This is a genomic window from Nitrospira sp. BLG_2 (genome assembly GCF_049222245.1).
On record NZ_JBLYIG010000309.1, the window covers coordinates 1 to 11,948 of the forward strand.

An 11,948-nucleotide genomic window follows, 5' to 3' on the forward strand; every position below is an offset into this window, starting at 1 on the left:
TTCAGGGCTGGCGCCTGGGTTCCGGCGAAGCACTCTGCCCCGCGCGCCCGTAGCTCAATGGATAGAGCACCAGACTACGGATCTGGGGGTTACAGGTTCAAGTCCTGTCGGGCGCACCAAAATCAATAGGTTGCAGCACACCCACCAGCACACCCTCAAAAATGTAGAGCCAGTGTAGAAAATATGCGCTGGCTCTGCCACCACGGAGGGACCTATGAACCGATCGAATAAGCGGACATCCAGAAAGAAGCGATTGATCGCCTTATTATCTGAGAGCGAGCTGCAGCTGTTCGAAGCCTGGCGTCAGCAGCATGCCTTCGGTCGCGTCAGCCGATCGCACGCGCTACGGGGGCTGATCGCCATCTATCTCGGCCATGAGCCTTGGGGAACGCCAAACGCGCCTGGATATGGGGCAGCCTGGGTTCATGCACCGGGGTGGAATCTCAAAGATCCGAGATCGACCAATATCGAGCAGCGGACGGGGAAGATTGAGCAGGAGCTGGGAATCGGGGGCAAAAGGCCAGCGCTCAGACTAGTGTGAAAGGAGGGCCGTCATGACCGACCATCAGACGTTCTACGAGGTCTGTCGGGAAGATGAAGAGGGCTTCGAACCTTTGGGGTGGTCTTTTGCAACGCGCGAAGAGGCCGAGCAACGACTGCGCGAGCTCCTCCCCAATTTTCCGGGGGCATTCGTCGTCCGGACAACCATGAGCAGGTGCGGCCCCAGAATTTGGCGACCTCTCAAGGCGGTCTAGGATTTGCGGGGCGAGGACTCAAGCCGCTTACTCCCGACGATCATGTCGACAGCAGGACTCGTCCCGGTCGAGATCTTCAAGCAATTCCATGTAGCCGCAATTCAGACAGCGGAGCATGCGGACTTGCCGGAAAGCCATCACGGCGACGTCGTTCGCGAGATAACCGCAACACTTGGGACAGGTCATCCCAGTTGACATGGTTGCGCACCCACCCACTGCGCAAGCCCTTCGGCATCATACACCTGGTGCCGCATGGCGAGCGCCGCATACTTCTTCGGCGGCGCGGGGAATGTCGGGTCAATCGCCGGGTTGAGCAATTGCCCGCCGGGAATCGTGTGAAAGGGCTCCGCACATAAGGAGACCTCAAGAAGTTGAGACGTCTGCACATCAACGCCACCGTGGCCGTTCGCGATCGCGCGCCGGGCGGCGAATTGCCCAGAGCATCCGGACACCTGACCGGATCGTAACAGATGCTCCACACAGGCCGCCGCTGGATTCAAAGCGGCGGGAGCCAGTTCAAGGGTCAGAAAAAGACGCCCCTCGTCACGCCAGAGTCGGACACCGCGCCCAATGGGCTTCTCCGGGCCGGTATGTGACCAGAGGATCACGGGGTAGGCCAGAAAGTACGTGAGATCTGTGCCAGCCACGGCAATCCGGTTGCCGGTCGAAAGCAATGATCCATCTTCGAGGAGGAAGGTGAACAGTGTTGTTATCTTTGGCATCGTCGCTCCTCAGTACCGAATTTCAATCCAGCCGTGCTGGCCCGCTGATCCATCGGTCCCGCCAGTCGCGGGGCCGCCAGCTCCTCCCACAGCTCCGTCGCCCCTAAAAATATGGTCGCCTAAACCGTAGCCCGGTGCGCCAGCGTTATTGGTTCCACCACCCCCACCGTTCGCTTGGGCAATGATTATGCCACTATGCTCGACTTCGCTTTTCATGCCGGATGCCCCGAAATAATTAGGACCAAGGAAGACCCCGCCAGATCCACCGGTGCCGACAAAGAGGGACAGTACGGAGCCCGCTGGGAGCGCAATAAAGGTAGTTGCCTTCCCGCCGTTGCCGCCAGGAGGGCCAGCAATCCAAGGGGTAATGCCTGAGCCTACGATACTGCAGGATCCGCCGCCCCCTGCCCCAAAGACCGTGATCTCCAGCTCGACCTGGCCGCTGCCGGGGATGGTATAGGTCGAGGCCCCCAGCGTCGTGATCGTGTCCAGATTCAAGAAATTTGCCGCGGGCAGAATCACCGTGGCGCGGCCTGCCTCGATAATCGATTCACCGGCTCGCATCCGTGCTCCGTTCATGCTGGCGCTCCCATCATGCGCATGGCGCGCGGCACGTGCCGGGTCGTCGCCATTGCGATCTGCCGGCCGTCCACATAGAGTTTCGTATTCACGACCGTTTCGCCGACGCCCCCGCCGAAGGCCCGCCGCAGAAAGTCTGCGCCGCGCTGATTCAGCGGAATCACGGCCTCCGGTGAATGGCCTTCGCCGATCATGGCATTCGTCGGCCCGGTCACGACGCCGCCCTGGGCGAACTTGATCGCTTTCGACGCGGCGATCGCAATGCCAATGGCAACCACGCCGGCGAGAATCGCCCCGGCCAACGGCGCCCCGAAGCCGGTGAACCCGAGGGCGGTGCCGATCGCCGTCAGCACGCCCATCACCCAGGTCCCGACGGCCGTCACCACGCTGATCAAGGTCGCCCCCAGCGCCGTGAATCCGGCCGCCACGACGGCAAAGGCCCCGGTCATGAAGGCGGCCGCCGACGCCCAGATCGTCGAGACCGCGCCCGCCGCCGCCGCATTGCTCGCGACCACGGCCGCATTCGAGAGGGCCACCTGCGCGACCCATTGCACCGTCGTGTTTAAGGCTCCCTGCAAGAGCGCCTGCTGCGTGGCTTCCCAGGCCTGCCGGAGGCTCCCGCCCTTCAAAATCACCTGCGCAATGCCGCTCGTCCAGGTATTGACGATCGCGCCAACCGAGAAGGCATTGCTCTGCGCCACCGCATTCAGCTGCTGTTCCCAGAACGTCGGGAACCGCTGAATGATCCGCATGCGCTCCGCCTCGGCGTCCAGCTCCATGGCCTGCTGCCGGGCATAGTACTGCTCCGCCGTGATCGTGCGGGTCGCATAGGCCTCCTCGAGCTGCGCGGTTTCCAGTGCCATCCGTCGCGCCTGCTGTTCGAACGCCACCCGGCGCGCGGCATCGGCCGCACCAATGAAGAGCGATTCGCTGCGGTAGAGCGTCTCCTGCTGCCGGGCGACCGCATCCTGCACCAGCAGGGAATTTTCCAACGCATCGAAGCGATGCTGATACGCGGCGACATTCTCCCGGACCGCCGCGGTGCCCTTTTCCAGATTATGCAGATAGGTCTGCTCGGCCTCGTTGCGATCAAGTTCGGGCATGAGGCGGATGAGATTCTCGATCGCCGCTTCCCGCTCCTTGATCGCTTGCACGAACGGGCCGCTGTCAGGGGGCTTCCGGAGGTCCAGATTCAACAGCCGCACGCGCTCCTGCTCCTCGATCATGCGCCAGAAGGCCATATTGAGCTTCACCGATCGGGCGACATCGGCCAGGAAGGCTTGTTCCGAGGCTGCTGTGGCCCGCTCGTCGGCCTTGATCCGGGCGGCCACCAGTTCCTCATGCTGCCGCTTCGCTTCATCGCCGAACTTCTTCTGCTCATCGAGCGCCTTCTGCAGCTCGGCCGGCTTGAAACCCTCCATGCTCAGGCCGAGCTTTTCCATCGCCTTCATGAGCGGAATGATATTTTCGACGGCCTGCGCCCCGCCGGCGATCGTGCCGAAGAAATTCGCCGTGATGCCCAGCCCCGTCGACATGGCATTGACGGCCAGCGTGACCGCCGGCGCCAGGACCGCGCCCAGCTGGTGCCCGGCGGCCTTGGTGGCCACGGAAAGATCATCGAAGGCCGTGTCCGCCTGATTCAACGATTGCAGCGCCGGCCCGGAGAGCACGGTGCCCAGCTCGATCGCCCGGTCCCGGCTTTCGCGGAGGCCGGCGGCGCCCTTGTTCAGAATGGGAATCAGATCCTGGCCGGACTTGCCGAGTAATTCGACGGCCAGCGCCGCCTTGCCGGCCCCATCCGGCATGCGCGCAAAGAGATCCGCGATCTGCTCGAGCATGCCGCTCGTGGTGCTCGCGGTCAAGCCGAGCTCCTGCATCATGCCGGCCGCCTGACTGTGCGGGTTCTGCGCCTCGATCATGGTCTGCGATAGCTTCTTGTTCGCGACCACAAGCGCGTCGAGGCCCAGGCCGGTCTGGGCCAGCACGACGGTCATGCCCTGCAACTCCTCGACGGCAATCCCGGTCTTTTGGCTGATCAGATCAAGCTCCTCGGCATAGCGCGCCGCCTCCGCCGTCACCGTGAGCGCGTCTTTCAACGCAATCGCGGTTGTCACCGCCGTGCCCAGCGCGGGGCCGAACTTCCGCCCGATGGAGGCCAGGGAGGCCCCGAAGTCCTTCGCCGAATTCCCCAGCTTGTCGAATTCCTTGTGCAGGGCGCTCGCGTCCGCCCCGATCCGAACCACAAGCGAGCCGATGTCAGCCATAGCTAGACCTCTTGCGCAGACGTCTGCACTGATTACGTTTCGGCAGCTCCCGCAGCAGCTCGCCGGCCCGACGTTCAGCCGTAATACTCACGCTTCCTCCCGACGATCGTCTGCTCGAGGAGCTCCAACCCTTCCTCGGAAACACCCTTAATTTCTTCCTGAGTCAGATACCACTTGAGCACTTCGTCGAAATTCATCTTCGCCGGGCGACCCGGCCGGCTGGCTTGGTGGATTGGGCAGCCTCGAATTTCCCATCCGTACACCGTCGATCGATTCACCGCAAAAATTTTCGCGATCTGCATTTTCGAGTAGGTTCTGAACAAAGTCATGCGTGATGCCGTCGCTCACAGACCGTATGACAACCTCGATTCCACCTCTATCACTAGCTCAGAACTGCGGCTGCGCGTACCCGCAGTGAAGGCAGGCCAGGAAGGACCCGAGACGCTGACGCGAGGCCCGCCGGCAGCGGAGGCGAGACAACCAGGACGCCCGCCTCCGCCTTGGGCGCGGCCGAGATGGAGGGACTCTCTCGGCATCGCATCATGAGGTCGCATCCTCAGTCACCCACGCGGCCCGGCCTACGTGACAGAGATCGCGCGCCACGTAGAACGCAATCGACACCACGTCACCCGGGGCCGCCGTCTGACCGTGCGCGATCGCAAAGCCCTCGATCGCGCGAATCTTCACGAGCCGAAGTAACCGGGGATCATTCACCGGCAATGGCATCGCGGGGTAATCTTTTCGATTAACGAAACCCATCTCAATTCAACCCACCCGACGTCACGAATGAGCTCGGGTTGAGCAGCACGCTGTCGACGGTCCAGAATGCGCGGATGCCGACTCGTCCACTTTGGAATAGGTTCGCGCCGGGCACCCCGTATGGATCGCGTCCGATCTCCAGAATTCCGTATTCGAGCAGGACGAGCTGCGACCAATCGCCGAAGGTCAGGGTATTGGGGCTGCTCCCCTCCGTGACGATCCCGGGATAACCTGAAACCTCAGTGCCCAGCATGATGGTCCCGGATCCCGTGGCTCGTTCACGAGACCTGAGCAGTTTGGCGACGGCCGCCGGCATCACAAATCCCGCCGAAGCTGGGTTCAGCAGCGCGGAGTCAGCCTCTACGGCCTCCAGCATGTCGAGGACTTTTGAGTAATTCGCTGAGCCGGCCGCGACGGTATTGATACCGCTGTAGCCAAACACACCTTGAATCTGGCCAGCAGCGCCGGAGCCCACAAGAATTTTCCTGGACAGCTCAGCGGCCACTGCTCGAGCCAGGGCCGCCATCACGAAATTTTGCGCGAACGGGCCGCCCTGCTTCAAGAATTGGCCTGAGAGTTCGATATAGGCCCCGACGGTTTTGGGGGTTGTGGCGCTTGTCGCGAAGGTGAAGTCAGTTTCGCTCAGGCTGGACCCCTCGGAACTGAGCCAGGTGGTCGTGACATTGCCCGCCACGCCCGGGATGGTCGCCGGGCGCTGGAGAGTCAGCCTCTGGATGCCAAGCCGCTCGAAGTGGAAAAATTGATCGAGATAATGGACGAACAGATTTCCGGGCCCGACATCGGACCCGACAAGAAACCCGGCATCGCCGCTCGTCGTCAAGTCGCGGCGTCCCGAGATCGGGACGAAGATGCAGCCGGGCTGCGGGGCGCGGCCAACCTGATCAGCAATCCGCTGACTGATTTCGAATTCATAGCGAGCTTGGCGCGGCAAGTCATCGGCGTGGAGCGCCGTGAGGACGCGATAGAAATCCCATCGGCCGTCCATGTTCGCTGCGATGGATTTTCGGCGACGCCGGGCCTGAGCCTCGCGAAACCGCTGGGCATGGTATGAAGTCAGCTCGTCGAGCATGGCTTTAAAATCGTCATCCAGTGCTTCGTTTTCCATATTCAGAACCTCCGGGTTTTCTCGAAAGGACGTCGCCATGCTCGCACATCGAATCGGACATGCCAAAGAGGCCGTCGATAATTCTTTTGCAGTGCCGTTCTGACAAGCCTAGCTTCCGCGAAATGCTCCCGGCCAAGCCGCGAGACGGCCGTCCGGCAGCCATGGCGGCCTGTGCCAGGTCGAAAACCTGTTGACGATGCACCGCCGCCGTCGCCCGCTGCCGCTCACGGGCGACCTGCCGCCCACGGGCGAGCCCGGCCAGCACTTTCCGGGCGATCGCCTCCAGATCAGGTCCCCGCTTCGAAGATCGAACAAGTGTGCCCATCTCCGCCTCCTCGGTCCTAAAGCGATCAAATCGCAGGTCTGCCAGATGACTGGTCCCCGGCAGGCCCGTAAAGACCTGCCGGGAGGGTGTGTCCCTGACCAGCGTTTGTCGCCCCGCAGCCCTTCCTGCAGGGGTTCGGACGGGTCCGACCCCGCCCAAAGTTTTGCCAAAGGAAGCGCAAAACACCGCTTCCAGCGCCACGATTGCCCCATGACTGGGTGGTAGTCCTACTGGTACTGGTACGGGTATGGGTAACTACTACCGCTACTGGTATTGGTAATGCTTTCTTTCTTGGGGGGACCGGGGGGATTTCTTTCTTGTCGGTCATAATCCAGCTCGCACCTCGAGGAGACGGTCGATGACGGAGTATTGGAGCTCCGATGATCGCGCTTCGCCATTGGCCCCAGTCGTCACAGTCCGAACAGCCGCCAGGAATACCTTGTCTCGAAAAACCTTTGTGCTGAGACGATCATGCCGAGCCGGCCGGCGGCCAGCAGCCAAACACCATTGCTGCAAAAACTTGCTGCTCAACGTGAAACGGCCGCTTGTGGGGAGCGTTGCGGACATGAAGAGGACGACATTCAGCGCCGGACCTGGCTGAATGATGCGGAAGTGCAAAAATATTCTGCCGCGCCCCCAAAAGTTTTTCTTCTGCTCGGCTCGAACGAAATTCACTTCGTATTCGCCGGGATCGACAGTGTGCGGAACGTCGACCTCGCAAGTCACTTCGAGATCTGAGGCGTCAGGCGCATTGCCGGGGCGCCGATTGCCCGTCGGAACAGGCTGCAGGCGAATTGCCACCATGGCCTCCTATGCAACATCTTTCGGCAAGGACTCACTTGTGGAGCTGGCGGTCCGGCTTATGAGCCAGGCTTGAATATCAGCCTTCCGGTACCGAACCAGCGATCCAACCTTGATGAAGCGGGGGCCACTGCCACGCACGCGCCAGGTCTCCGCTGTCTTTGTTGTAATGCCCAACATTCGAGACATCGCCCGCTGATCAATAAGCTGCTCATCCGCTCCCATACATCCTCCTAGTCCGATTGAAAGAGTGGACATAGCTGTAGCGTGCCGGATCATAGGGGATGGCAAAAGAAAGACACGTACAAAAAACAGGCGTTTCTTGTACGTATGGGCTGATTACCGAAGGTACGTCGGAGGAGGAGTGTTCGGGCGTGCGGGTTTGAGGAGAGATTCTATCGTTTGGACTTCGACCCTATGAAGCGCTGCCAGGATCTTCAATCTGATTTCCGGCTCTCGCATTGTCTTATCTATGTGAAGATCCGCGAAGGAATCAGGATAGCGGCAGAAACACTTCCAGAATTGCAGATCTTCGAAGATCTGCTTCTTGTGAAACTCAACCCGTTCCACGACTGAAAGGCTCTTCGATAATCCACTGATCGGCAAATAAAAGATCCGCTCAAAGAAGGTCTTCAGGTCGTCGTGTTGCAGACGAACGACGTTGGGAATGTGGCCGGGTGCATGAGGCTTTCCCCTGCTCAGCTCACGAAACTCGTCATTGCAAACATGCTCCGGATACCGACGAAATACCACGCTTAGCCCATCGGTGCCGCGCTCGCGTGCCGCAAGGCTCTGAACTATCATCCGGCACCACAGCGCGGTTTTTTTATCTGTACTTGTCGCGATCCGGTCCAACAGGGCCTTTACCGTGGCCCGAAGAACGAGCGGTGTATGCGGGATAGGATCGGCGGCCACATCATCGAAACGAGACACCCGCTCAGCGATAGAGCGAAAATTGGTGTCAGCTCTTCTTTTTGGCATAGGTCAACATCCTCTTTGCATTTTTCTCTAATGCCTCACGCACTGGATCGAGCTCGAGCCGGGCATAGATTGCGGTCGTCGCCGGCTGAGAGTGGTTTAACGTCTTCCCAATCAATGGCAGCGACGCGCCAGCGGCGACCATCCAGCTACCTAGCGTGCGGCGGAGATCGTGGAGCCGGACATCATGGATTCCAGCCTCTTTTCTAATCCGTCGCCAGGGCTTTGACACATTGTTGAGATTCTTCTTCCCCCATCGTCCGCAGAAGACGTAGGGATTCCCTTCCAGCCTGGGAATCTTCAGGAGCTCATCGACGACCGGCCGTGGTAGCGGCAAGGTGTGCGGCCGGCCGGCTTTCGTGTCTGGGATCCGCCACAAAGCTTGGTCAAGATCCAGATCGGCCCATTGCATCGAGAGCACTTCCGATCGACGCGCGCCAGTCAGCAGGCCGACAAAGAACGCGCCGCGGACATACGGATTCACTTCATTCTGGAGCGCCTTCCAGAGACGTGGGAGCTCATCTGGGCGAACAAACCGATCGCGTTTCACCTCTTTAAAGAATTTGATCCGACTGGCCGGATTCGGACCGGGATGCACGCCCCAATCAAACGCCAAATTGAACAGGGTGCGGACTAGGGCGACCATACGGTTCGCGTGTGTGGTGTGGCCACCCGCCCCCATATCCGCATGCCGAGCAGTGATGTCCGCCCGCGTGATCGTGCTCAACCGCCGGGGGCGCCAATCCGCTAGCCACTTATTGAACATACCGACATCGTTCTTCTTTGATTTCTTATGCACGGCGTGCCGCTCGAGGTAGAGCTGCTCGAGCTCATGAAACGTGATCGACTGCCGCCGCCGGCGGCGTTCTTCGGCAGGGTCTTTCCCGGCTGCAATCTCCCCGAGCTTGATTGTCGCGAGATCCCGAGCCTGGTCAACGGTCAATTCGCCATAGCGCCCCAATTTCAGTCGACGAACGCGCCCGTGAATCTCTTTCTCCAGAATGAACGTCTTGGATCCAGGTGTGAGCCGCACTGCGAAGCCGCGCAATGCGGCGTCGCGCAAAAACCTCTGTCCGGTATCCGGATGCCGTGCCGCGTCGATCTTCTTCTTTGTCAGCCCAGGCATGACGACCTCGTATGCAAGATAGCCTGTGTAGAAAAAATGTAGAAAGAATGTAGAAAAATGTAGAGGAAGATATGGTAGAGCATCAGACTTGACAGTGCACGAAAGCTAGCGTACTGTCAAGTCGCAGCGAAACAGAGAGGGTTGTGTAGAACGTAGGTGCACAGACTACGGATCTGGGGGTTACAGGTTCAAGTCCTGTCGGGCGCACCACAATATCAGTAGGTTGCACCTTCTCCGCGTCTGGCACCTCTTCCTTGGTTGTGGTTTTGGTTAAGGTTCCAGAGTCGGTTTTAGCCTCACTCCCGAACAAACTGCCTCGATTCACGCCGTCCTTGAGGTGATCAGGCGCGAGGTGGGCATACCGGAGCGTCGTCTCGATGTCCCGGTGTCCCATGATCTCTTTCACGGTCACCAGGTCCACACCGGCCATGACTCGCCGGCTTGCCGCTGTATGACGCAGCGTGTGCCAACAGACACCTTGAATGCCCGCTTTTCGCAAGGCAGGCTCATACGATCGACGCTCGAAGGCGCGGGCATCCAGTGGATGATCGGTCCCCCTGATGCCCGGAAACACATACGCGGAGCTCATGAAACTGTCCAAAGACCGGAGGAGCTGCTTGGCTCCTTCGCTTAGTGGCACATGGCGGGTCTTACCACCTTTAGGCATAGGGATCGTGAGGACCCCGTTTTCAAGATCGACCTGATCCCATCGAAGTGGGAACTGCTCACCCTGTCGGAGCCCCGTTTCGATCGCGAAGGCGATGAGCTTCCAGTCATCAGGAGATGTCACATTCCGTAGACGCTTTAATTCCTCATCGGTCAAGAAGCGGGTTCGATACACTTCGGGGAAGAACTTCACGCCGCTGACGGGATTCCGACTGATCCAGCCTTCTTTGACCGCCAGCATCAGGACATGGCGGAGAAAGGAAAAATGGCGGTTGATCGTGGCATCGCTCCATCCTCTGCCCTTTGGTTTCTTGCCCTGACGTTTCAGTGCCTCAACCTTGAGCCGGCGGGCTCGCATGGTGGTTTGAAGACGGCGCAGCTCTTCCGTGGTGATTTCTCGGAGCAGTTTGCCGCCCAGCAGGAGTGACCAGCGCCTCCCATATCGCTCCTCGTTGCCCACTCCCCTGTTCGAACAGCCATCGAGGTACCGACGAATCCAGGCCCGAAGGGTGATGTCCTTTGAGGGAGCGAACTGTTCGGGAAAAAACTTCTTCTCCCGAATCTCAGCTTTGAGCCTCCCGTACAGCGTCTTTGCCTGTGTCTTCGTATCACAACGGTACGTTCGCGCTCGCCCATTGACGAACACTTGGACCCACCAGCCGGGACGGTCCTTGCGCTCGAAGATCCCACGGTCCTTCCCATCCTTGCGTGCCATTATCGGTACTCCTTGTTCAGCTTCTTCTTGTTGGCTTTTCTCCACTTTCGTGAGGCCACCCGCATCTGACAACGTGGATCACAAAAGAGTTGATCACGCCGGGCGGCGACAAAGATCCGCTGGCACTCCTCACAGGCTCGAACGCGCCCTGCGTTGTGCGCCAGCAGGACGGCAACCCGGTATTCAAACTCTTTGGCTTTTGGCTTGGTCGAAACCAATAGGCTGCCGGATCGGTCATCAAGAGCGCCGGGAGCGGTGACTATTAAGGTGAGATCAGAAAACTTCACGGGTGCAAGCCCGTGCTGCCACAGGTGCTCCAAGTGGGCTCGAATGGTCCGTTGGAGCTGGATCGCCTCTTTACGGCTGGGGAGCGTGTATTCAAGTCTTTCCTCGGGGAGTGCCTGGACGCTCCATCCACTGGCAGAAGCGACGGGCAGTGAATGTTTCTCCGGACCGGCTGCTTCGGCGAAACTCGCGACCTCATAGGCATTGACCATCCATTCGCTTGGTGTCAGGGCTTCAAGGTCTAGTTGGATGAATTTGACCAACCAGCCTATTGCCCCGTCGGGAACTGTGGTCACGCGCTCCCACCCTTTTCTCATCTCCTGGTGAAATTCGTCTTTTGTATCGTGCCGCTTCGTCGTCATCACATCAGATCTCCGTCATGCCGAACGCAATGGAGGGAAACCCACCCCATAGCGCGTGAAGAATTTCTCACACAGGAACGACTTTCTGGACGGAAAACTCTTGGGACGTGCCTCACGGTCATGGTAATTGGTATCTCATATGTCATGTCTCTATTTCAACAGGCATGATGCTGTCAATCTCATTCACCACCAGGAGGTGTTCCCATGCGACCTAGTGCGAAGCTGTTAACTGTGCGTGAAGTGGCCGATCGGCTCGGGCTCAAGGAAAGTACGATTCGCAAACGCATTCTGCTGCGCCAGATCGCCTATGTGAAGCCGGGCCTGCGGGCGGTGCGGATTCCGATCGAAGAACTCGAACGCATCCTCTCCGTCGGCTTTCGACCAGCCCTCCCACCAAGTGCGACCACCTAGCGGGAAGAAATCCCAGAACGTACTCACGGAGGGACCACGCAATGGACGACATGAAGAAGCAGGAAGAAACAGAC

16 protein-coding genes and 1 tRNA gene are annotated in these 11,948 nt (G+C 59.6%); 4 read left to right on the forward strand and 13 right to left on the reverse strand.

Annotated features, from left to right (window positions below; all coding sequences use genetic code 11):
- Nucleotides 1-43 precede the first annotated feature (43 nt).
- The 3 genes from ACOSYY_RS08585 (at nt 44) to ACOSYY_RS08595 (ending at nt 755) form a co-directional block, all read left to right on the forward strand.
- A tRNA-Arg gene (locus tag ACOSYY_RS08585) sits at nt 44-119 on the forward strand.
- A 95-nt stretch (nt 120-214) separates the two neighbouring features.
- Nucleotides 215-541, forward strand: a complete 327-nt coding sequence (locus ACOSYY_RS08590) for a hypothetical protein (RefSeq protein WP_421661852.1) — start codon at nt 215-217, stop codon at nt 539-541.
- 13 nt (nt 542-554) lie between these two features.
- Complete coding sequence (locus ACOSYY_RS08595) at nt 555-755, forward strand: SH2 domain-containing protein (protein WP_421661853.1); 201 nt, start codon at nt 555-557, stop codon at nt 753-755.
- A gap of 182 nt (nt 756-937) precedes the next feature.
- Here the strand turns inward: ACOSYY_RS08595 and ACOSYY_RS08600 are convergent, their stop codons facing one another.
- From ACOSYY_RS08600 to ACOSYY_RS08660, 13 genes are all read right to left on the reverse strand, one after another.
- Nucleotides 938-1,477 (reverse strand): hypothetical protein, encoded by a 540-nt coding sequence (locus ACOSYY_RS08600; protein WP_421661854.1) that lies wholly within the window; start codon nt 1,475-1,477, stop codon nt 938-940.
- Between the two features lie 9 nt (nt 1,478-1,486).
- Nucleotides 1,487-2,056 (reverse strand): glycine-rich domain-containing protein, encoded by a 570-nt coding sequence (locus ACOSYY_RS08605; protein WP_421661855.1) that lies wholly within the window; start codon nt 2,054-2,056, stop codon nt 1,487-1,489.
- Nucleotides 2,053-4,320 (reverse strand): coiled-coil domain-containing protein, encoded by a 2,268-nt coding sequence (locus tag ACOSYY_RS08610; protein ID WP_421661856.1) that lies wholly within the window; start codon nt 4,318-4,320, stop codon nt 2,053-2,055. Before ACOSYY_RS08610 ends, ACOSYY_RS08605 begins: the two co-directional genes overlap by 4 nt.
- Before the next feature lie 74 nt (nt 4,321-4,394).
- Nucleotides 4,395-4,649: a hypothetical protein gene (locus tag ACOSYY_RS08615; protein WP_421661857.1), complete on the reverse strand. Its 255-nt coding sequence runs from the start codon at nt 4,647-4,649 to the stop codon at nt 4,395-4,397.
- Between the two features lie 211 nt (nt 4,650-4,860).
- A complete protein-coding gene (locus tag ACOSYY_RS08620; RefSeq protein ID WP_421661858.1) occupies nt 4,861-5,079 on the reverse strand; it encodes a hypothetical protein in 219 nt (72 codons plus the stop codon).
- A gap of 1 nt (nt 5,080) precedes the next feature.
- Nucleotides 5,081-6,205: a phage major capsid protein gene (locus ACOSYY_RS08625; protein WP_421661859.1), complete on the reverse strand. Its 1,125-nt coding sequence runs from the start codon at nt 6,203-6,205 to the stop codon at nt 5,081-5,083.
- On the reverse strand, nt 6,183-6,731 hold the full coding sequence (locus ACOSYY_RS08630; protein WP_421661860.1) for a hypothetical protein: 549 nt from the start codon (nt 6,729-6,731) through the stop codon (nt 6,183-6,185). Before ACOSYY_RS08630 ends, ACOSYY_RS08625 begins: the two co-directional genes overlap by 23 nt.
- 123 nt (nt 6,732-6,854) lie before the next feature.
- Complete coding sequence (locus ACOSYY_RS08635) at nt 6,855-7,334, reverse strand: hypothetical protein (protein ID WP_421661861.1); 480 nt, start codon at nt 7,332-7,334, stop codon at nt 6,855-6,857.
- 6 nt (nt 7,335-7,340) lie between these two features.
- Nucleotides 7,341-7,556, reverse strand: coding sequence for a helix-turn-helix transcriptional regulator (locus ACOSYY_RS08640; RefSeq protein ID WP_421661862.1), 216 nt, complete (start codon nt 7,554-7,556; stop codon nt 7,341-7,343).
- Nucleotides 7,557-7,670: 114 nt separating this feature from the next.
- The gene (locus tag ACOSYY_RS08645) at nt 7,671-8,312 is read right to left on the reverse strand and encodes a hypothetical protein (protein WP_421661863.1); all 642 of its coding nucleotides are present in this window, start codon (nt 8,310-8,312) and stop codon (nt 7,671-7,673) included.
- A complete protein-coding gene (locus ACOSYY_RS08650) occupies nt 8,293-9,435 on the reverse strand; it encodes a tyrosine-type recombinase/integrase (protein ID WP_421661864.1) in 1,143 nt (380 codons plus the stop codon). The genes ACOSYY_RS08645 and ACOSYY_RS08650 overlap by 20 nt, the downstream gene beginning before the upstream one ends.
- An 82-nt stretch (nt 9,436-9,517) precedes the next feature.
- Complete coding sequence (locus ACOSYY_RS08655; RefSeq protein WP_421661865.1) at nt 9,518-10,816, reverse strand: tyrosine-type recombinase/integrase; 1,299 nt, start codon at nt 10,814-10,816, stop codon at nt 9,518-9,520.
- Complete coding sequence (locus ACOSYY_RS08660) at nt 10,816-11,466, reverse strand: hypothetical protein (protein ID WP_421661866.1); 651 nt, start codon at nt 11,464-11,466, stop codon at nt 10,816-10,818. The genes ACOSYY_RS08655 and ACOSYY_RS08660 overlap by 1 nt, the downstream gene beginning before the upstream one ends.
- Nucleotides 11,467-11,667: 201 nt before the next feature.
- Here ACOSYY_RS08660 and ACOSYY_RS08665 point away from each other — a divergent pair, with 201 nt between their 5' ends.
- On the forward strand, nt 11,668-11,874 hold the full coding sequence (locus tag ACOSYY_RS08665; protein ID WP_421661867.1) for a helix-turn-helix transcriptional regulator: 207 nt from the start codon (nt 11,668-11,670) through the stop codon (nt 11,872-11,874).
- The last annotated feature ends 74 nt before the right edge of the window (nt 11,875-11,948 follow it).

Bases quoted from the DNA above. Each gene is read 5' to 3' on its own strand.
- ACOSYY_RS08595 (WP_421661853.1), top strand. From the start codon at position 555: ATGACCGACCATCAGACGTTCTACGAGGTCTGTCGGGAAGATGAAGAG.
- ACOSYY_RS08650 (WP_421661864.1), bottom strand. From the start codon at position 9,435: ATGCCTGGGCTGACAAAGAAGAAGATCGACGCGGCACGGCATCCGGAT.
- ACOSYY_RS08640 (WP_421661862.1), bottom strand. From the start codon at position 7,556: ATGGGAGCGGATGAGCAGCTTATTGATCAGCGGGCGATGTCTCGAATG.
- ACOSYY_RS08625 (WP_421661859.1), bottom strand. From the start codon at position 6,205: ATGGAAAACGAAGCACTGGATGACGATTTTAAAGCCATGCTCGACGAG.
- ACOSYY_RS08620 (WP_421661858.1), bottom strand. From the start codon at position 5,079: ATGGGTTTCGTTAATCGAAAAGATTACCCCGCGATGCCATTGCCGGTG.
- ACOSYY_RS08605 (WP_421661855.1), bottom strand. From the start codon at position 2,056: ATGAACGGAGCACGGATGCGAGCCGGTGAATCGATTATCGAGGCAGGC.
- ACOSYY_RS08645 (WP_421661863.1), bottom strand. From the start codon at position 8,312: ATGCCAAAAAGAAGAGCTGACACCAATTTTCGCTCTATCGCTGAGCGG.
- ACOSYY_RS08590 (WP_421661852.1), top strand. From the start codon at position 215: ATGAACCGATCGAATAAGCGGACATCCAGAAAGAAGCGATTGATCGCC.
- ACOSYY_RS08615 (WP_421661857.1), bottom strand. From the start codon at position 4,649: ATGACTTTGTTCAGAACCTACTCGAAAATGCAGATCGCGAAAATTTTT.
- ACOSYY_RS08600 (WP_421661854.1), bottom strand. From the start codon at position 1,477: ATGCCAAAGATAACAACACTGTTCACCTTCCTCCTCGAAGATGGATCA.
- ACOSYY_RS08665 (WP_421661867.1), top strand. From the start codon at position 11,668: ATGCGACCTAGTGCGAAGCTGTTAACTGTGCGTGAAGTGGCCGATCGG.
- ACOSYY_RS08635 (WP_421661861.1), bottom strand. From the start codon at position 7,334: ATGGTGGCAATTCGCCTGCAGCCTGTTCCGACGGGCAATCGGCGCCCC.
- ACOSYY_RS08610 (WP_421661856.1), bottom strand. From the start codon at position 4,320: ATGGCTGACATCGGCTCGCTTGTGGTTCGGATCGGGGCGGACGCGAGC.
- ACOSYY_RS08655 (WP_421661865.1), bottom strand. From the start codon at position 10,816: ATGGCACGCAAGGATGGGAAGGACCGTGGGATCTTCGAGCGCAAGGAC.